The sequence below is a fragment of the Paenibacillus sp. BSR1-1 genome (genome assembly GCF_030403775.1).
In the GTDB taxonomy this organism is placed as follows: domain Bacteria; phylum Bacillota; class Bacilli; order Bacillales; family Cytobacillaceae; genus Neobacillus.
This window is the reverse complement of the sequence record NZ_JAQMWQ010000016.1, coordinates 21,405-41,157: the sequence shown is the minus strand read 5'-3', so window position 1 is coordinate 41,157 and position 19,753 is coordinate 21,405. Positions and strand designations below refer to the sequence as shown.

The window sequence follows — 19,753 nt, the reverse complement described above, 5'->3', positions numbered from 1 at the left end:
CCCTCCTAACTTAAACTACCGGATTCCGCAGCCATTAATCAGAAGACGATGGACTGGGGCTGCTAATGCCTTCAAATCATACCTTTCTTCATTCATCACCCAGGATGTAACGGTTTCATCAATCGTACCGAAAATCATTTGCCTGGCAAGACGAACATCGAGGTCGCTTGAAAACTCTCCAGTTTCTTTTCCTTCAATAAGGATCTTATCGATCACCTGCAAATAGCCTTTAAGAACATCATTTATCCGTAAACGGAGTTCTTTATTGGATTGGCGTAATTCCAATTGAGTTACAATTGCCCAGTGATGATCATCAGATAACGCTTGGAAATGAGTTTCTACCATCATTAATAATTTCTCTGCCGCTGTTGTTTTTCCTGCAATTTTTTCTTCTATTTTTTCAACGAAATAACCCATTTTTTCTTCAAAGAGAGAGATAAGGATGTCTTCCTTGTTTTTGAAATAGAGATAAATGGTGCCGTCAGCCACTCCTGCCTGTTTCGCAATTTTTGAAACCTGCGTTTGGTGGTAGCCATTTTCAGCAATGGCTATGACTGCTGCATCAATGATTTGCATATACTTTGGCTTGCTTTTTTTCAATGCTATCCCCCCTTTGAAGAAAACTGATATAGTCTAAGTAAGTAAAAAGAAAAATATGAATGAATCATCATTCATATTTTAATAATAATTTTTATATGTACTTCTGTCAAGAACTACTGAATAGACTTCTCGAGATTATTTTTTAGACAAGCCTTAACTTTCAAAAAAAAATACTTCTAAGCTTGTTTTTTATTTTCTTCTTCTATTTTTTGTTTCTCTTCCTCCACCAGCATTCTTCTTAAAATTTTTCCAACAGCCGATTTTGGCAATTCTTTTCTAAATTCATACAAGCGTGGCGCTTTATAAGCGGCTAAAAATTTTCTGGCAAATTGGTTCATTTCTTCAGGGGTAACCCTTGAACCTTCTTTTAAAACAATATAAGCCTTAACGGTTTCCCCTCGATATGGGTCAGAAACCCCCGCAGCAACCGCTTCGAGTACATCAGGGTGCTCATACAGCACCTCTTCGATCTCACGGGGATAAATATTATATCCGCCCGCGATTATCATATCTTTTTTCCGGTCGACAACATAAAAATAGCCTTGTTCATCCATATAGCCAAGATCGCCTGTATAGAGCCAGCCATCCTTTAAGACTTCGGCTGTTTCTTCAGGACGATTCCAGTAGCCTTTCATGATTTGGGGGCCTTTGATGACGATTTCGCCAATTTCCTTTATTTGCATTGGTTCACCGGTATCCGTTGAAACAACTTTTGCATCCGTATCAGGATATGGGACACCTATGCTGCCCTTAACTCTTTCAACGTCCCATAAGAAGTTGGAATGGGTAACCGGGGATGCTTCTGATAAACCATAACCTTCAACCAGTTTTCCTCCTGTAACCTTCTCGAAGTTCTCCTGTACTTCCAGCGGAAGCGGAGCTGACCCGCTGATGCAAGCTGCAATAGACGATAAATCATATTTTTTTAAATCTGGATGGTTTAATAAACCGATGTAAATGGTTGGAGCTCCTGGAAAAAGGGTTGGCCGCTGTTTTTGAATTGTTTTTAATGTTGTCAGCGTATCAAATTTAGGAAGCAGGATCAATTTACAGGCCATCTTGATGGATAGTAACATACATACAGTCATTCCATAGACATGGAAAAATGGGACGATGGCCAAAAGACTTTCTTGCCCAGGTTTGCACTTGTATATCCACTTCTCGCTCATGGTTGTATTCGAAATTAGATTTTTGTGGGTTAGCATGACCCCCTTCGGTGAACCAGTAGTTCCGCCTGTATATTGCAGTAAAGCCAAGTCCTCTTCTACATTCAGCTCATAGCTGGTTAGTTTTTTGGGCTTCATTTTTACTATTTCCGTAAGCAGGTGGGTGCTTCCATCATGCTTAACATTGACGACAATTCCATATTGTTTTTTCTGGATGAAAGGATAAACGAGATTTTTGGGAAATGGGAGATAGTCTTTGATGGCGGTTACAATAATATGCTGCAAATCCGTTTGCGGCATTACTTTTGAAACTCGTGGATAGAGGATGTCTAGTGTGATGATTGCTTTAGCACCGGAATCTTTCATTTGATATTCCAGCTCTCGCTCTGTATATAGCGGGTTGGTTTGAACGACGATTCCACCAGCCATTAATATTCCAAAATAACAAATAACTGCCTGAGGAGTATTGGGCAGCATGATCGCAACTCGGTCACTTTTTGTAATACCAAGTTTTTCCTGGAGGTAACCGGCAAATTTTAGGGCATCTTCATAAAGCTGTTTATAGGTCATATCTTTCCCCATAAAATGAACGGCAATCTTATCTGGATAGTGCTTGGCAGCATTGACTAAATATGTTTGTACGGATTCTGAGGAGTATTCAATAGTGGCAGGAATTTCCTTTGGATAAAGAGCCAGCCATGGTTTGGACTCCACAATAATAAACCTCCTTATTTGAAAAATAATTAAAAATATTCTTATTTCTTATTCTATTATAATACAGTATTTCACAATTAACAATTGAAGGCAGGCCAAAAAAAATCACCGCTGAAGCTTGTTCAGCGATGATTTTAATTAAAGGCTCTGTTAAACTAGGCTGTTGATTTGCGCTCCAGGCGCGTGCGGTTCGCAGGCGTGCCGGGGAGACCCCGTACTCCCGCAGGAGTCTTCGCGCCTTCCACTCCAATCAACAGTGTTAAAAAATCAACAAAGGTATTTTTCACAGCCTAATTAAAAGAAAACAAGATATATGACACCGATTAGCAAAAACAAGCCGCATAATCCGAGAAGTACCTTAGCTAATGTCTCCACTGTTCATTCTCCCCTTACGAAATTCCTGCACCAATCACATACGACAATCCAATCGAAATGATCATCGAAATCAAACCAACTGCCCGGTTATCATTTTGAATTTCGTCGTCAATTTTAAATTTGGGTGTTAAAAATTCAAAGATAAAATAGCCGGCCAATAGCAAGACAAATCCGTAAACACCCCAGCCAACCATATTCAGCACGGAAGAGTTGTGTTCAATCGTGTGACGAAAAATATTGGCAACGCCAAATATTTTCCCTCCTGTAGCCATCGCCACGGCGACATTCCCCTTTTTGATTTCTTCCCAATTTTTGTATTTCGTTACAGCCTCAAAAATGGCTAAAAAGACAATCATACACAAAATGACTACACTATAATAAGCAGCTATTTGAATATACTCGTTTTCCCAAAACTGGTCCATTGCCATTCTCCCCGGACATTATTTAAATTCAACGACGGTGACGCCTGACCCGCCTTCCCCGGCTTCTCCAAAGCGGATTTTCTTAACAGAACGATGGTTCCTTAAATACTCTTGAACCCCCTGCCTTAATGCTCCCGTACCCTTACCATGGATAATGGATACGCGGGGATAACTTGCCAAGAGGGCATCATCAATGTATTTCTCTACCTTCAGGAGGGCATCTTCATACCTTTCACCACGCAGGTCCAATTCCAGTTTAACATGGGAATCCCTGCCTTTTACAATTGCCATCGGACGTGTTTCTACTTGTTTCGGAGTCCCCAAATATTCCATGTCCTTTTCTTTCACTTTCATCTTTAAAATGCCAATTTGGACCTGCCATTCGTTGTCCGTCACTTTTTCGACGAGGATGCCTTTTTGATCAAAGGTCAGAACCTTTACTTCATCCCCAGGCATGTAGGTAACCTTTTTCGTTTTCTTATTGATGAGTTTTTCAGATTTTTTTATTTCCGGTGCCGCTCCTTCAAGGCGGCGTCTGGCATCAATTAATTCATGCTCTTTTATTTCGGCATGCTTTTCTGTTCTCATTTTTCGAAGATCGCGGATAACCTTGTCTGCTTCACTTTTTGCTTCTTCCACAATCTCTCCGGCTTTTTCAGCGGCTTTTTCCAACATCGAGTCTTTTTTCTCATAAAACTCCATCATTTGCTTTTGCAAATCCTGATGAAGCTTTTCCGCTTGCTTTAAATAATCGCGTGCTTCCTGCTGCTCGATTTCAGCTCTGCGCTTGCTCTCTTCTAGGGAGGCGATCATTTTATCAATTTGGTTCGTATCCTCGCTGACATGCGAGCGTGCGGCCTCGATTACCCGGTCGTTAAGACCAAGTCTCTTAGAAATTTCAAATGCATTACTTCTTCCCGGTACACCTAAAAGGAGTTTATAGGTTGGGCTTAATGTCTCGACATTAAACTCAACACTGGCATTGAGAACTCCCTCCCGGTTATAGCCATAAGCTTTTAATTCCGGGTAATGGGTGGTGGCAATGACTCTTGCTCCCCTTCTATGAACTTCATCGAGGATGGAGATGGCGAGTGCCGCTCCTTCCTGAGGGTCGGTTCCTGCTCCAAGTTCGTCAAACAAAACAAGACTATTAAAATCCACTTTATTTAAGATATCGACAATGTTCACCATATGGGAGGAAAACGTACTTAAGCTTTGCTCAATCGACTGTTCGTCACCAATATCGGCATAAACAGCATCAAAAACGGCAAGCTCAGATCCGTCCTGCGCGGGAACCTGCAGTCCTGCCTGGGCCATTAGAGAACATAAGCCAAGTGTTTTTAATGTGACCGTTTTACCTCCTGTGTTCGGACCCGTAATAACTATGGTTGTAAAATCTTTCCCAAGCATAATGTCATTCGCTACTACTTCATCGATTGGAATTAACGGATGTCTCGCTTTAAATAATGAGATTCTTCCCTCATGATTCATGTTGGGCATGGTGGCTTTTATTTTTTTCCCGTACCTTGCCTTTGCAAAAATAAAATCTAAATTAGCCAGAACCTTTACGATTACTTGAAGCTCACTTTCATGTTCAGCCGTTTTCGCAGATAACTCTGTCAGAATCCGTTCAATTTCAAGCTGTTCCTTAACGCGGATATCTTGCAGCTGATTATTTAGCTGAACAATCACCTGCGGTTCGATAAACAGCGTTTGTCCAGACGAGCTTTGGTCATGAATAATTCCGCCATAATGACCGCGGTATTCCTGTTTAACAGGAATAACAAAACGGTCATTCCGAATCGTGATTATCGCATCGGACAGCATCTTTTGAGCACTTGAAGAGCGAATCATGCTTTCTAATTTTTCGCGTACCCGTGTTTCATTGGATCGAAGCTGACTTCGCAAAGACCGTAACAGCTCACTGGCACCATCTAGAACTTCGCCGCTTTCATCGATGGCATATTTAATCGCTTGTTCAAGATTCGTCAGCGGGATGATTCTGTCAACCTGCTCTAATAAAATCGGAATTTCCGTTCGTTCTTCTGCGATTTCCTCAATGAATCGCTTCATTTGCCTGCTGGCGTGAATTGTGCTGGCGACTTGCACCAACTCATGCGGGCTTAAAACGCCGCCAATGACGGAGCGTTTGATATGGGCACGGATATCATGAATCCCGGATAACGGGACATTTCCTTTAATCCGAAAAACGGTGGCCGCTTCATCCGTTTCAGCCTGCAGCTTAACGACTTCTTCAAAATCAGTTGACGGCACTAAGTGCTTTATTTTCTCTTTACCAAGTGAAGACGCAGCATGTTCTAACAGCTGCTCCCTCACCTTTGTGAATTCTAATACTTTTAAAACTTTATCTTGCATGAGGTCGAGCCTCCTTTTTATCTATGGCTATTTTCGCAAAGATTGTTGTTTTTCTTATAAGTTTATCAACCCGTATAACTAGATTCTCCGTAGCATCTTTTCGTAAGAACATTTGTGAAAATTGCCTTGAAACTTTTTTAAATGACCCTTAATAAGTTCCAAAAGCAACAAAGTTTTCGAAAAGAGCCTTATCTATTATGCAGAAATTCTAGCAGGTCATTTCTATCAAGGGCGTTGATCACTGATGATTTTTTTATCCAGCCCTTTTTAGCGGCTGATACGCCGATCGCCATATGCTTTAATGTATCGACCATATGAGCATCAGTATTAATGAGGAGTTTAACACCTGCATCCTGGGCTTTTCTTAAGTATTCGGCTGCCAGGTCGAGCCGGTTAGGGTTCGCATTTAATTCTAACGCTGTTTTCGTTTCTTTTGCCAGCTCAATCAGCATATCGATATCCACATCATAGCCTTCACGGCGGCCAATTTTTCTGCCGGTCGGATGGGCTATCAAATCGACATGAGCATTCGTTAAGGCTGTTTTCAGGCGCTCCATAATTTTTTCCCTCGGCTGGGAAAAAGCAGAATGGATGGACGCGATGACAAAATCCATCTCAGCAAGGAGCTCATCATCATAGTCCAGGGTTCCATCAGGTAAAATATCCATCTCGACACCTGATAGAATAAGAAAGTCATCATACTTTTCATTTAATTTCTTAATTTCTTCTCTTTGCCTCAATAATCTTTCAGGCGTCAGCCCATTCGCTACTTTTAAATATTGCGAGTGGTCCGTTATCGCCAAATATTGATAGCCTCTCTTGCGGCAGGCTTCTGCCATTTCTTCAATCGTGTGTGCACCATCGCTCCAGGTGGAATGCATATGAAGATCGCCTTTAATATCCTCAAGCTCGATTAACTCTTGATTATGAGAAAAGGTTTCGACTTCCTTGCCGTCCTCTCTAACTTCCGGTGGAATAAATGGGAGATCGAAATGCTTAAAAAATTCTTCTTCGGATGAGAAGGTGAGGATTTCTCCTGTTTCTACGTTTTCAACACCGTATTCACTAATTTTTTCGCCGCGTTCTTTTGCAAGCTGTCTCATTCGGACATTATGATCTTTTGAGCCTGTAAAGTGGTGCAGGGTAGTGATAAATTCCTCGGGTTTTACCAAACGAAAATCAGCGGAAACATCATATTCTAGTTCAAATACTAAGGATACCTTCGTGTCCCCCGCGCCAATGACCTCTTTTATATAAGGCAATTCTAGCAGCTGCTGTCGAACTGATTCAGGATTTAGAGTTCCAATTATAAAATCAAGGTCCTTAATCGTTTCCCGCATTCTGCGCAGGCTGCCGGCCCTTGAGTATCGATCTATGTCAGTCATTTCCGAAAGTCTTGCCTCAATTTGCTCGGCCACTGGGAGCATGTAGGCAAGCGGAAGCCGTTCCGGTCTTGAGCCAACATTAGCAATGGCACTTAAAATTTTTTCTTCCGTTTTTTTGCCAAACCCGGCGAGACCTTGAACCTTTCCTGCCTCGCATGCCTCTTTTAGACTTGTGACATCTTCGATTCCAAGCTCTTGATAGAGTTTTGCGATCTTTTTCCCGCCAAGACCCGGCAGCTGAAGCAGCGGAATCAATCCGGCTGGAACTTCTTCTTTAAGCTCTTTTAAAACAGAGGAGGAGCCCTCTTTTATGTATTCATCAATCACAGCGGCAGTACCTTTGCCGATTCCCGAAATCGATGTAAAGTCCTCAATTTCTGTTAAGCTGCGTTCATCAGTTTCCAAGGCATTTGCTGCTTTTCGAAAGGCCGATACCTTAAACGTATTTTCGCCTTTTAATTCCATATAAATCGCAATCATTTCTAATAGACGAATGATTTCTTTTTTGTTTACTTCCATAAAATCCACCTGCCTTGAGTACATTTTAACCTTTTTTTCAACATAAAGAAAAACTTCTCTGCTACAGAGAAGTTCATGCTGCAGTCTATTCAATCTACAAGCCTTTAATCTGCTGTGAAAGAATCGGTGTATGATTCACAATCGCGTTTGCCAAAAATGAATTGTCTAGATGATTTTGGATAAGTTCCATTGGAATTAAGGCTGCGATATATAATACAATGAAAATAATTAAATAGATTTCCAAAAATCCTAATATGCCCCCTGCCCAAATATTTAACTGTCTTAAAATAGGAAGATGGGCAATAAAGTCGAGCATCGAACCAATGATTTGGAACAAAATTTTTACGGCAAAAAAGATTATCACAAATGCGATGGTCCGGTAAAAGGCAGTTTCCGCATCGCTGGAGTCGGTTAGAATTTTTAAAGTCGTCCCTTCACCAAAGTTCGGATACGGAATCCAAAGTGTCAGTTTTGGTGCTAGCTCACCATAGTATGAATATGCGACGATGTATGCAATAATAAAGCCTGCAATATGTACAAACTGCATAATAAAGCCTCTTTTTAGGCCAACAAAAAATCCGATAATAAGAAATAATAAAATGGCTAAATCCAACATGATTCTTTAGTCCTTTTCTTTTTGTAGTTCTGCTTGCAGCCGTTCCAGCTCGTCTTTGATTTTTAAATAATCATTCACTGCATTGACGGCAGTTAAAACGGCAAGCTTGCTTGCATCTAATAAAGGATTCTTAGAGCTGATTTCCCGCATTTTGTCATCTACCAATGATGCTACATATTTTACGTGGCCCGAGCCTTCCGTACCTACTATAACGTACCGTTGTCCGTAAATATCTACGGTTGTTCGATTTTTTTCTGTATTTGACAACGCAAATGCCTCCATTCAAAGAATCCTACACTATATCATAACACGAACAGATATAAGTGGAAAAGTTAAACCAATTGGCAAAAGATATATTTAATAGAAATGTGGTGCTTTTATTTGGGTAATGTAGTTATTAATGTTGGAATGAAAGAGATTTTGGAAATGAAAAGCTATTATAGTATGCATCTAGTTGATAAATTACCTCCTGGGAGTGTGTTTGCAGCGAAAACCCCTTCCTGCATGATCACCGCTTATAAATCTGGAAAGGTATTATTCCAAGGAAATGCTAGTGAAACAGAGGCTGGCAGATGGGGGGGAAATCCGGCTCCTGTTTCTTCTAAAGGAAAATCAGCTGCGAAAGGTGATCTTCCAACGGGCATTGGGGGGATGTCTGTCATCGGCTCTGATGAGGTAGGAACTGGAGACTTTTTCGGCCCGATTACCGTTGTTGCTGCCTATGTTAAAAAAGAACAGATTCCATTATTAAAAGAATTGGGTGTCCGGGATTCCAAGGATTTAAACGATGAAAAAATCATTGAGATTGCTAAGGTTATCAAAGATGTTGTCCCCTTCAGCTTGATGACGCTGAAAAATGAAAAATATAATCAGGTGCAGCAAAAGGGGATGTCGCAGGGGAAAATGAAGGCCATTCTGCATAATCAGGCGATTTTAAATGTGTTGGGTAAGATTTCTCCGGAAAAACCAGAAGCGATTCTAATTGACCAATTTGTTCAGGGTAGCACTTATTTTCAGCATGTTAAAGGTCAAAAAGCGGTAGCGAAGGAAAACGTTTATTTTAGCACGAAGGCGGAAGGCATTCACCTGGCGGTTGCAGCGGCAAGCATTCTTGCCCGATATGCGTTTATTCAATATATTGATAAGCTGAGTGAGGCAGCCGGATTTAAGATTCCAAAGGGTGCCGGCGCTCAGGTAGATGTAGCCGCCGCAAAGCTTATTTTGAGTAAAGGGCGTGAGGCGCTGCCAGCGTATGTGAAACTGCATTTTGCTAATACGGAAAAAGCTATGGCGATTGTTAATAAGAAGCGTTAATGTCTTCTTTGAAGAATAAAATATGAGGTAAAAATAAATGGGGGGATTTAGGTGGTTAGGAGACTAGATGAATCTGAGATTAATGAATCTGTAGCCGGATTAACTGGCTGGAAATTAGAAGGAAAATTTATTGTCAAAAAGTATCGCTTTCAAGAATTTTTAAAAGGTGTGACGTTTGTGAATGAGATTGCTTCTCTCTCTGAAGAAAAGAATCATCACCCTTTTATCGCGATTGACTATAAAATGGTAACATTAAGGTTAACTTCCTGGAATGCCGGGGGATTGACGGACTTGGATGTGGCATTGGCTCGGAATTATGATGAAATTTATGGAAAAATTTAATTTAATGCGAGAATTTGAGAGGCTGCCCCGAAATTTTGGTGATGGGGCAGCCTTTTTTGGTGTTTTTTGAGAAATTTTCACTTCAAAAGAATGATATAAACATTCGAATAATATTAAGGCCGATTTTTTTCACAAAAATTGAGTAAATTTACATCTCAAGTTTATTTATCAGCGGTTTCTTGATTTTATCAGCGAATTTAGAGTGTTTATCAGCGAATTTTTATAGTTTATCAGCGGATTTTTTAACTTTATCAGCGAATTAGAAATTTACCAAGGAAAAGTCTTTGGGTAGTAAACACGTACCTTTTTTGAACCAGTATAATTCAAATTTGCAGAAAGAAGTAATCGCTTTGCAGCATCATGCGATTTTAAATGAACAAACTCCCGAAACTCCCTATTCGTAATTTTCGAATCTATTAATAAAAAGTAGTCCTTTAGGGCGTTTATATGTGCGTCATAATAATATTCGTCGCAAGCAGTGCAATACCATTTCTGTTTTTTCCTAATAAGAGGAGCATGCTGATTACAATTTGAACCAAATACACCGGTTATAATATCTTCCTTTTTGATTCCATATTTATTCAAAATAAAATTAGTCGGGATTGTATTCATTTTTACGAGAAGGCGGCCAAGTTTTCGGAGGTCTTTTGCAGTGAGAAGTGGATTTGTATACATCTTTTCGAAAAACTGAATTTTGTTTGTAAAAGCATCTGCCTTACATACTCGCGGTTTGACTTTAAAAGCGTTTTTTCCTGAAATAACATAAGAAGAATAGTTATTACTAATAACAACAAGGTAATCAACGGGAACCTGTGGAAACTTATTCTCAGCCATTAGTTTCTGTATGTACTCTTTATGCCTTTCCGCTTGAGCAATTGGATCGGGGTAACCCTTTTCCTTGTCATTGTTAATTTGAGTGAACTGCTCATTTTCGGTATCAAAGATTAATTTTCCAGCCATGTTTTTCACTTCAACAATTAGAGCGAATTCTGGTGTGAGGAAAAGGGTATCTATTTGGCAGTTGTAGTCGCCATCGGGAAGATTTAAATCGTGGAGTATCATGTACTTATCTATCGGAAGGAGTCGCAAATAATAATCAAGAGCTACTTCTCCTTGGTATCCTGCCTGCCGCCTGCCGAGCTCCTCTAAAATTTGCTGGTATTTGGGGTAATTCAGAGGGAGACGCCGGCATAATGCCTCTAAAATTAAAATTACTAGTGGAATTGTCCTTTTTTTAATGATCAAACTTATCACTCCTTTCATTTTACGAATAAAATTCTAAAAACAGCATGAAATACCTGCTGAATTTTGCCGAATTTTGTTAACATTTTTTGTCCAATTATTTTATCAGCGCTTTTTAGCAGTTTATCAGCGAATTTCGCCTATTTATCAGCGAATCTGGACTATTTATCAGCAAATTTTGACCATTTATCAGCGAATAGGAATTTCTCCCCCCAAAATAGAAAAAGCCAGCCCGAAATCTCGAGCTGACACCAACTTCAATTAACCTCGTAATACCGCGCCTGCCTTTTCTTCTAAAGCTCCAAGCACTTTTTCATGTACCTTTGTTACTTCTTCATCCGTCAACGTACGCTCAGGGTCAACATATTTCAACGAGAACGCGATTGATTTCTTGCCTTCTTCCATCTTATCGCCTTCATATAAGTCAAACACCTGAACCTCTTTCAATAAAGGTGCACCTGCGGTCAGAATGATTTCCTTTAAGGTGCCTGACACCGTTTCCCTGTTTACCACAAGAGCAATATCTCTTGTGATCGATGGGAAGCGTGGGATAGATTCATATTGCAATACCGGTGCATCTGCTTCAAGAACGGCTTTTAATGAAAGCTCAAATACATAGGTATCTTTCAAATCAAGCTCTTTTTGCATGCTTGGGTGAACTTGGCCGATAAAACCGATTTTCTCGCCATTCAATACAATCACTGCTGTACGGCCTGGATGCATGCCCTCCACCTGAGCCTGAACGTACTCAACTTGTTCAGAAAGACCAAGTTTTGCAAACATGCCTTCTAAAATTCCCTTAACAACGAAGAAGTCAACAGCCTTCTTCTCCCCCTGCCAAGAGTGCGAATGCCAAAGTCCTGTCATTGCTCCCGCTAAATGCTCCTTCTCAACAGGGAGTACGTCAGTACCATTCGATAAGAATACGGCGCCAGTTTCATATACAGCCAAGCTGTCGTTTTGACGGGCGCTATTGTATTTTACTACTTCCAATAATTGAGGCAAAATGCTTAAGCGAAGGATGCTGCGCTCTTCACTCATTGGCATTGCTAAGCGAATCGTGTCACGCTTTTCCATAGCAAATTGTGTAGCTTTTTCTTCGCTAGTTAAAGAATACGTAACCGCCTGGTATAGACCTGCCCCCTCAAGATATTGGCGTACAACACGGCGCTTCTTCTGATAAGCAGATAAGCGGCCAGGCGTGGAAGAACCGATTGGCAGCGTTTTAGGAATGTTGTCGTAACCATATAAACGAGCAACTTCTTCCACAAGGTCTTCCTCAATTTTAATATCACCTCGCCGTGTCGGTGCTGTAACGGTAATCGTATCTCCCTCAACACTTACAGAGAATTGCAGACGGGCGAAGATTTCCTCTACATCCTTCATTACAAGTTCTGTCCCAAGAACGCGGTTGATTTTTTCAAGCGTGATTGAAACGACTGCAGGCTCGACGGTTAATGTGTCAACTTCTGCTGCACCTTCTAAAACTTCTCCGCCAGCGTACTTCGCCATTAGATAAGCGGCACGTTCACCTGCAGGACGTACACGGTTCGGATCAACACCCTTTTCAAAACGAGCGCTCGCTTCACTTCTTAAACCATGGTCTTTTGAGGCTTTTCTTACAGCAGCCCCGTTAAAGTATGCTGCTTCTAATAGGACGGTTGTTGTGTCTGAAGTGACCTCTGAATTAGCTCCACCCATGACGCCGGCAAGAGCAACCGGCTCTACGCCATTTGTGATCACTAAATGGTCAGCTGTTAATGTACGCTCTACATCGTCAAGAGTAACAAACTTTTCACCATCTGCAGCACGGCGCACGAGAATTTCTTTCGATCCTAAACGGTCGTAATCAAACGCATGCAACGGCTGGCCGTATTCTAATAAAATATAGTTTGTAATATCGACCACGTTGTTGTGCGGACGGATTCCTGCAGACATTAAGCGAGTCTGCATCCACAGCGGCGATGGGCCGATTTTTACATTTTTAATCATTTTGGCTACATATAAAGGGTTATCTTCCTTAGCGTCAACAATAACCTTTACATAATCTGTTGCTTTTTCAGTGGAAGCCTGAAGATCAGTTTCAGGAAGCTTTACATCTCTGCCTAAAATTGCCGCCACTTCATAAGCAACCCCAAGCATACTTAACGCATCCGCACGGTTTGGCGTCAAGCTTAGCTCAAGCACTTCATCGTCTCGGTTTAATAGTGCAAGGGCATCTGTACCAACCTCAGCATTTGCTGGAAAAACAAAGATTCCTTCCGAATATTCCTTTGGTACAACCTTTCCTTCCATGCCAAGCTCTGTAAGAGAGCAAATCATCCCATTTGATTCTTCGCCGCGAAGCTTCGCTTTTTTAATTTTAAAATTGCCTGGTAGTACTGCACCCACTTTTGCCACTGCAACCTTTTGTCCCTGGGCAACATTCGGTGCTCCGCAAATAATCTGGACAGGTTCACCTTCACCAACATCCAACAGACATTTGCTTAATTTATCTGCATTCGGGTGCTGTTCACGCTCTAGCACGTGACCAACAACAACACCTTTAATTCCTTCATTCAGGATTTCTACACCTTCAACTTCAATCCCGCTTTTGGTAATCTTTTCAGCCAATTCAGCTGCTGTTACTCCAGTTAAATCTACATAATCCTGAAGCCATTTATATGAAACGAACATGTCGTCATCCTCCTTCTACTCGTGTTTAGAAAATTGCTTTATGAATCGTACATCGTTTGTATAGAAATGTCTGATATCATCAACACCATACTTCAGCATTGCAATCCGCTCTGGTCCCATACCGAAAGCGAAGCCAGTATATTTTTTAGAATCGTAGCCAGCCATTTCAAGTACGTTTGGATGAACCATACCGGCGCCGAGAATTTCAATCCAGCCTGTTTGCTTACATACGTTACAGCCGCTGCCGCCGCAAATTTTACATGAGATATCCATTTCAACAGATGGCTCTGTGAACGGGAAGAAACTTGGACGTAAGCGGATTTCGCGGTCTTCACCGAACATTTTTTTCGCAAACACTTCTAGAGTTCCTTTCAAATCACTCATGCGAATGTTCTCGCCGACAACTAGACCTTCAATTTGCATGAATTGGTGTGAGTGTGTCGCATCATCATTATCGCGGCGGTACACTTTACCAGGGCAAATGATTTTGATGGGACCTTTTCCTTGATGTTTTTCCATCGTCCGTGCTTGAACCGGTGAAGTATGGGTTCGAAGTAAAATTTCTTCTGTAATATAGAAGGAATCCTGCATATCGCGGGCAGGGTGACCTTTCGGTAAATTCAGAGCCTCGAAGTTATAATAATCCTGCTCCACCTCTGGACCTTCCGCTACCTGGTAGCCCATGCCGATAAATAAATCTTCAATTTCTTCAATAATTCTTGTAAGCGGGTGGTGGTTCCCAACCTTTACAGGGCGCCCTGGAAGGGTAACATCGATGCTTTCAGATGCTAATTTTTCTAAAACAGCCGCTTCTTCTAAGCCCTTTTGTTTTGATTCGATTTTTACAGCGATCGCTTCACGAACTTCATTAGCTAATGCTCCCATAACCGGGCGCTCTTCTGCTGAAAGCTTGCCCATGCCGCGCAATACTTCAGTAATTGGCCCTTTTTTTCCTAAATAAGCAACGCGGATATCATTCAATTCTTTTAAATTTGCAGACTGTTCAATCTTCTGAATAGCTTCTTCCTGCAATTCTTTTAAACGTTCTTGCATGTAGATTCCTCCTTAATTTCATTATGATAATGGGTCGAATGAGCTTTTTGAAAAATAAAAAAACCCCATCCCTGGAAAGGGACGAGGTTTAGAATTCGCGGTACCACCCTTGTAAACACCATATGTAAAACACACTAGTGTTCGCTTCATTCGGATAACGGCATATGCCGATACATCTTTACATTTCGTTACTGAAATGGTCCCGATGCCGACTCTGGAGGTGAACTTCTCTAGCCCCGAACCATAAAAGTGCTTTCAGTCAAGGCACTTTCTCCCTAAATGGATAACAGGCAAGATACTTTTCTCCGTCATTGTCTTTAAAATTATCAACATTGTTAAATATTATATACTAAAATTACACCGTTTCAAACAAGTTTTCGGTTATTTTTTTAAATAGTATAAAAGAATACCGGTTGCAACGGCCACGTTTAGTGATTCGCTTTTTCCGTATATCGGAATATAAAGGTTCGCTGTGGTTTTTTCAAGCAGCTCCTTGTTCACACCGCTGCCCTCATTCCCAACTAGTAGAGCGAAGGATTCTCCGGTTGAAGTATCAGTATATGCAGAAGCACCTTCAAGTGCTGTTCCATAAACAGGAATATTTTTTTCTTTTAGCTTGTCAGTCCATTCATGCAGGTCACCTCTAATGATTGGCAGATGAAAATGGCTGCCCTGTGCGGACCTTAAGACTTTTGAATTAAAAATATCGACGCTGCCGCGGCCGACTATTACCGCATCAATTCCTGCCGCATCAGCAGTACGAATCATAGTGCCGAGATTACCCGGATCTTGAACGGCATCAATGAGCAGGTAAGTTTTTGCCTCTAAAGCTTCTTGATCAAGCTGGCGGCAGACTGCATAAATCCCCTGGGGAGCTTCCGTTTCCGAAAGTGAATTTGAGATTTCATCAGTAACGAGGCTGACTGGTGTACTGCCGGTGTCCCAGCGCGGCGGCAAGCCTATTTTATCAGAGATAATTATTTCCAAAACCTGTTCACCTTGTTTTAAAGCTTCCTCCACCAAATGAAAGCCTTCCACTAAAAATGTACCAGACTTATCCCGTTCTTTTTTTGTTAATAACTTTTTCCATTGTTTGACCTTAGGATTATTGACAGATTCAATGTGTTTCAAGACTGGTTCTCCTTAATTTGTTGATTTTCTCATTATAGCCTAATTAAGATACATAATAAAACCAAATTATAGAAATGATAATAAAGTAATTCAGGATAAAAAAGGAGTGTGCAGATATGAACTTAAATTTACGAAATGCTATAATTCACAATGTTTCTGGTAATTCCCAAGCAGAGTTAGAAGATACAATCGTAGATGCCATTCAAAATGGCGAAGAAAAAATGCTGCCAGGATTGGGCGTTTTGTTTGAAGTTATTTGGAAAAATTCATCTGAAGAAGAGAAAAAAGAGATGCTTTCTACCCTTGAAAGCGGGTTGAAGTGATAGTTTTTTTGTTTTAGCTGTCGATCAAATACGGTCGGCGGCTTTTTTTGTGGGGTCCTTCCATGTTTATTTGAGGAAAATCAGGTTTTATTTGCGAATCAAAAAAATCCCCGGCAAATGCAGCAGCCGGGGACCAACACCAATTTTTACTCAAACGTAATTTTATCAACCGTTTCACGATCTAAACGCTTAATCACTTCAACAATCAACTTAACGGCGTTTTCGTAATCGTCGCGGTGAAGCATTGCAGCATGTGTATGAATATAACGAGTTGCAATCGTAATCGCAAGCGCTGGAACACCATTATGAGTGATATGAATCGGACCTGCATCGGTTCCTCCGCCTGGAATTGCATCAAATTGATACGGAATATTCAATTCATCGGCAAGATCGGTGATAAAGTCACGCAAGCCTTTATGAGAAACAAGGGTTGCATCATAAAGAATAATTTGCGGACCTTTACCCATTTTGCTCATCGCTTCTTTTTCTGAAATTCCCGGGGTATCGCCGGCGATACCGACATCCACTGCAAAACCGATATCCGGCTCAATTTGTGTCGCTGAAGTGCGGGCACCACGGGTACCCACTTCCTCTTGAATCGTCCCTACTCCATATACTTCGTTTGGATGGTCAACACCCTTAAGCTGTTTCAAGACATCAATTGCAATCGCACAGCCAATACGGTTATCCCAGGCTTTTGCCAAAAGCATCTTTTCATTGTTCATTACGGTGAACTCGAAGTATGGGACCACCATATCGCCTGGACGGATTCCCCATTCCATCGCTTCTTCACGGCTTGAAGCACCAATATCGATAAACATATCTTTAATTTCAACTGGTTTCTTGCGGGCTTCAGGCGATAGAATATGCGGCGGCTTTGAGCCGATAATACCTGTAACATCGCCTTTTCTTGTAACGATCGTCACGCGCTGTGCGAGCATAACCTGTCCCCACCAGCCGCCGACAGTTTGAAAACGAAGGAAGCCTTTATCATCAATTTGAGTAATCATGAAGCCGACTTCGTCTAAGTGTCCCGCCACCATAATCCGCGGTCCGCCTTCTTTTCCTACTTTTTTAGCAATCAAACTGCCAAGGCCATCTGTAGTGATTTCATCCGCATAAGGAGCTATGTATTTTTTCATGACTTCGCGTACGGCACGCTCATTGCCAGGAATTCCGTTGGCATCGGTTAAATCCTTTAACATCGACAATGTTTCATCTAATTTTGCCATTCTAGTAGACCCCCTTTTTATGTATGTACAGCATTCATTATACCGAAACAATAATGAAATTAACAAATTTTCTGCTAATAGTTATTTTGCTGTCTTTGATAATTTACTTCGTTTTTATGAAAATATGCTTGTTCCATTTCTTCAGAGGTGATTCCTAGGAGAAATCCTAATTCTAAATATTCCTCTAATAATCCTACGTAATCATGGATGCTTTTACTCGTTTGAAACATACTTACTCCTGCATACACCTTCAGGAATTGATCTGTGACGGTCAACAACGAGGACTTCATAGACAGTTCAAAATCTTGCTGGTCAAAGCCACATTCAATTCCCAGCGATAAAATAAAGTGAACACCGTCAACAAATTCTTCTAAAATAACATCTTTAGCTGATGACGGCTTCACGCTCCAAAATTTAAAGCTGCGTGTTTCATTGGCCAATTCGCCTATTTCTACAAGCAAGGCGAGCACCTTCCGGCTGAATAAATCCTCGTCTTGCAATTGATGTTTTTCTTCTATATGCAAATCTAAAGCTTTTTGCATTTGAAACAGTTTTTCAAGGTTCATCCTAAAATCACTCCTTATAATAATACTTTAAATAACAGAATTACTTCTATAATTGCAAGAATAGGAAATCCTATTTTAAAATTTAAATGCTTTGTTTTATGCCGGTAAAGCTGCATTCCCGCAGTTGTACCAACCGCTCCTCCAAACAAGGCCACCAGCCATAGCGTTCTCTCACGGATTCTGTATTCATGCCTTTTAGCCCGTCTCTTGTCCTCCCACATAATCACAAGGCCTGCTATATTCATGATAAAATAGGCCGCAACCAATAGTGCCATCCAAACCTTTCCCCCTTATAGAAAAAGCCATCCTCATCAATGAGAATGGCATTTATTTAAAATTACTTGTTATTTTGTTGTTTTGCAACGTTTGCTAATTCAGCAAATGCGTTTGCATCGCTAACTGCTAATTCAGCAAGCATTTTGCGGTTTACTTCGATACCAGCAAGCTTTAAGCCATGCATTAAACGGCTGTAAGAAAGACCGTTCATACGAGCTGCTGCGTTGATACGAGTAATCCAAAGTTTGCGGAAGTCGCGCTTCTTTTGACGACGATCGCGGAATGCATACATTAAAGATTTCATAACCTGTTGGTTAGCAACCTTATATAATGTATGTTTTGAACCGAAATAACCTTTAGCTAATTTAAGAACTCTTTTACGACGTTTGCGAGTAACAGTACCGCCTTTTACACGTGGCATGTAATTTCCCTCCTATAATAAATCAATCTGTCCGAGACTATTTTACGTAAGTTAATAATTGACGAATGCGCTTGAAATCGCCTTTAGAAACAAGAGTTCCTTTGCGAAGTTTACGCTTAGCTTTTGTTGATTTGTTAGCAAATAAGTGGCTTGTATAAGCGTGGTCACGCTTTAATTGACCAGAACCTGTTTTCTTGAAACGCTTTGCAGCGCCGCGGTGAGTTTTCATTTTTGGCATTGGGATATCCTCCTTATTACTTATCGTTTTTCGGTGCTAAAACCAGGAACATGCTCCGGCCATCCATTTTCGGATGAGATTCAATCGTTGCAACTTCCTTGCACGCTTCACTAAAACGGTCTAACACACGCTGACCGATTTCTTTATGGGTAATCGCCCGGCCCTTGAAACGGATTGAAGCTTTTACCTTGTCGCCTTTTTCCAAAAACTTAATTGCATTGCGAAGCTTTGTATTAAAGTCATGCTCATCAATCGTTGGGCTTAGACGAACTTCTTTTGTAGTGATGATTTTTTGATTCTTTCGAGCTTCTTTTTCTTTCTTTTGATTCTCGAATTTAAATTTGCCATAGTCCATAATCCGGGCTACCGGAGGCTTTGCATTTGGTGCAACAAGTACCAAATCAAGATTTACTCTTCCAGCAATTTCAAGCGCATCGTTTTTGGATTTAATTCCTAGCTGCTCGCCATTTTGATCAATTAAGCGAACTTCTCGTGCGCGAATTCCCTCATTTAACAACATATCTTTGCTAATAATTAGCCACCTCCAAGGTTTAATCACGAATACTTTTATCGGGTTCAAGAAGATTTGAAAGGCTCACCATTCGAACCTTGATTTGTGCCACTATGTTGAATCGACAGGATCAAGCAGAGCTTTTCATTAAGTACACAAATAAAAAAGTGCGGATGAATACACCCACACTTTACGAAACATAAGTAATAAACAAAAAAGTTCACGTAAAACCTGCCAACTGCTTAAACAGCGTCA

The 19,753-nt window shown here is 40.9% G+C and carries 20 protein-coding genes and 2 other annotated features (1 of these 22 running past the window's edge); of the genes, 3 read left to right on the top strand and 17 right to left on the bottom strand.

The window, feature by feature from the left end; genetic code table 11:
* Positions 1–15: 15 nt before the first annotated feature.
* The 7 genes from fadR to zapA all read right to left on the bottom strand — a co-directional run bounded on the left by fadR (position 16) and on the right by zapA (position 8,440).
* Entirely contained in the window at positions 16–600 is a 585-nt protein-coding gene (fadR, locus tag PH210_RS19895; RefSeq protein ID WP_289987926.1) for a fatty acid metabolism transcriptional regulator FadR, read from the bottom strand.
* Between the two features lie 176 nt (positions 601–776).
* Positions 777–2,483 (bottom strand): AMP-binding protein, encoded by a 1,707-nt coding sequence (locus tag PH210_RS19890; RefSeq protein WP_289987999.1) that lies wholly within the window; start codon positions 2,481–2,483, stop codon positions 777–779.
* Positions 2,484–2,869: 386 nt separating this feature from the next.
* Positions 2,870–3,277 carry a DUF350 domain-containing protein gene (locus PH210_RS19885; RefSeq protein ID WP_289987925.1) on the bottom strand — a complete coding sequence of 136 codons (408 nt, stop codon included), beginning with the start codon at positions 3,275–3,277 and terminating at the stop codon, positions 2,870–2,872.
* 18 nt (positions 3,278–3,295) lie between these two features.
* The gene (locus PH210_RS19880) at positions 3,296–5,653 is read right to left on the bottom strand and encodes an endonuclease MutS2 (protein ID WP_289987924.1); all 2,358 of its coding nucleotides are present in this window, start codon (positions 5,651–5,653) and stop codon (positions 3,296–3,298) included.
* Positions 5,654–5,841: 188 nt separating this feature from the next.
* On the bottom strand, positions 5,842–7,557 hold the full coding sequence (gene polX, locus PH210_RS19875; RefSeq protein WP_289987923.1) for a DNA polymerase/3'-5' exonuclease PolX: 1,716 nt from the start codon (positions 7,555–7,557) through the stop codon (positions 5,842–5,844).
* Between the two features lie 94 nt (positions 7,558–7,651).
* Positions 7,652–8,173 (bottom strand): CvpA family protein, encoded by a 522-nt coding sequence (locus PH210_RS19870; RefSeq protein ID WP_289987922.1) that lies wholly within the window; start codon positions 8,171–8,173, stop codon positions 7,652–7,654.
* Between the two features lie 6 nt (positions 8,174–8,179).
* Positions 8,180–8,440 carry a cell division protein ZapA gene (zapA, locus tag PH210_RS19865; RefSeq protein ID WP_289987921.1) on the bottom strand — a complete coding sequence of 87 codons (261 nt, stop codon included), beginning with the start codon at positions 8,438–8,440 and terminating at the stop codon, positions 8,180–8,182.
* A 114-nt stretch (positions 8,441–8,554) separates the two neighbouring features.
* On the opposite strand from zapA, the gene rnhC reads away from it, so the two are divergent.
* Entirely contained in the window at positions 8,555–9,487 is a 933-nt protein-coding gene (gene rnhC / locus PH210_RS19860) for a ribonuclease HIII (RefSeq protein ID WP_483312128.1), read from the top strand.
* Positions 9,488–9,538: 51 nt separating this feature from the next.
* Complete coding sequence (locus PH210_RS19855) at positions 9,539–9,829, top strand: 4a-hydroxytetrahydrobiopterin dehydratase (protein ID WP_289987919.1); 291 nt, start codon at positions 9,539–9,541, stop codon at positions 9,827–9,829.
* A 267-nt stretch (positions 9,830–10,096) separates the two neighbouring features.
* On the opposite strand, the gene PH210_RS19850 is transcribed toward PH210_RS19855, so the two are convergent.
* The 4 genes from PH210_RS19850 to PH210_RS19835 all read right to left on the bottom strand — a co-directional run bounded on the left by PH210_RS19850 (position 10,097) and on the right by PH210_RS19835 (position 15,931).
* Positions 10,097–11,074 (bottom strand): nuclease-related domain-containing protein, encoded by a 978-nt coding sequence (locus PH210_RS19850; RefSeq protein ID WP_289987918.1) that lies wholly within the window; start codon positions 11,072–11,074, stop codon positions 10,097–10,099.
* Between the two features lie 258 nt (positions 11,075–11,332).
* Positions 11,333–13,747 (bottom strand): phenylalanine--tRNA ligase subunit beta, encoded by a 2,415-nt coding sequence (gene pheT, locus PH210_RS19845; protein ID WP_289987917.1) that lies wholly within the window; start codon positions 13,745–13,747, stop codon positions 11,333–11,335.
* Positions 13,748–13,762: 15 nt separating this feature from the next.
* Positions 13,763–14,800, bottom strand: a complete 1,038-nt coding sequence (pheS, locus tag PH210_RS19840) for a phenylalanine--tRNA ligase subunit alpha (protein ID WP_289987916.1) — start codon at positions 14,798–14,800, stop codon at positions 13,763–13,765.
* Between the two features lie 74 nt (positions 14,801–14,874).
* Positions 14,875–15,121, bottom strand: a binding site (T-box leader).
* Positions 15,122–15,181: 60 nt separating this feature from the next.
* Positions 15,182–15,931, bottom strand: coding sequence for a TrmH family RNA methyltransferase (locus tag PH210_RS19835; RefSeq protein WP_289987915.1), 750 nt, complete (start codon positions 15,929–15,931; stop codon positions 15,182–15,184).
* Between the two features lie 116 nt (positions 15,932–16,047).
* Between PH210_RS19835 and sspI the strand changes: the two genes are divergently transcribed.
* Complete coding sequence (gene sspI, locus PH210_RS19830) at positions 16,048–16,254, top strand: small acid-soluble spore protein SspI (protein WP_289987914.1); 207 nt, start codon at positions 16,048–16,050, stop codon at positions 16,252–16,254.
* A gap of 146 nt (positions 16,255–16,400) precedes the next feature.
* On the opposite strand, the gene PH210_RS19825 is transcribed toward sspI, so the two are convergent.
* From PH210_RS19825 to infC, 6 genes are all read right to left on the bottom strand, one after another.
* Positions 16,401–17,486, bottom strand: a complete 1,086-nt coding sequence (locus PH210_RS19825) for a M42 family metallopeptidase (RefSeq protein WP_223591052.1) — start codon at positions 17,484–17,486, stop codon at positions 16,401–16,403.
* 74 nt (positions 17,487–17,560) lie between these two features.
* Positions 17,561–18,052: a dUTP diphosphatase gene (locus tag PH210_RS19820; RefSeq protein WP_289987913.1), complete on the bottom strand. Its 492-nt coding sequence runs from the start codon at positions 18,050–18,052 to the stop codon at positions 17,561–17,563.
* Positions 18,053–18,066: 14 nt separating this feature from the next.
* A complete protein-coding gene (locus tag PH210_RS19815; RefSeq protein WP_289987912.1) occupies positions 18,067–18,327 on the bottom strand; it encodes a DUF1294 domain-containing protein in 261 nt (86 codons plus the stop codon).
* Between the two features lie 62 nt (positions 18,328–18,389).
* A complete protein-coding gene (gene rplT, locus PH210_RS19810; RefSeq protein WP_289987911.1) occupies positions 18,390–18,749 on the bottom strand; it encodes a 50S ribosomal protein L20 in 360 nt (119 codons plus the stop codon).
* A gap of 37 nt (positions 18,750–18,786) precedes the next feature.
* Positions 18,787–18,987 (bottom strand): 50S ribosomal protein L35, encoded by a 201-nt coding sequence (gene rpmI / locus PH210_RS19805; protein WP_101649425.1) that lies wholly within the window; start codon positions 18,985–18,987, stop codon positions 18,787–18,789.
* Between the two features lie 16 nt (positions 18,988–19,003).
* The gene (gene infC / locus PH210_RS19800; RefSeq protein ID WP_289987998.1) at positions 19,004–19,507 is read right to left on the bottom strand and encodes a translation initiation factor IF-3; all 504 of its coding nucleotides are present in this window, start codon (positions 19,505–19,507) and stop codon (positions 19,004–19,006) included.
* A gap of 146 nt (positions 19,508–19,653) precedes the next feature.
* Positions 19,654–19,753: a sequence feature (ribosomal protein L20 leader region), on the bottom strand (it continues 35 nt past the right edge of the window).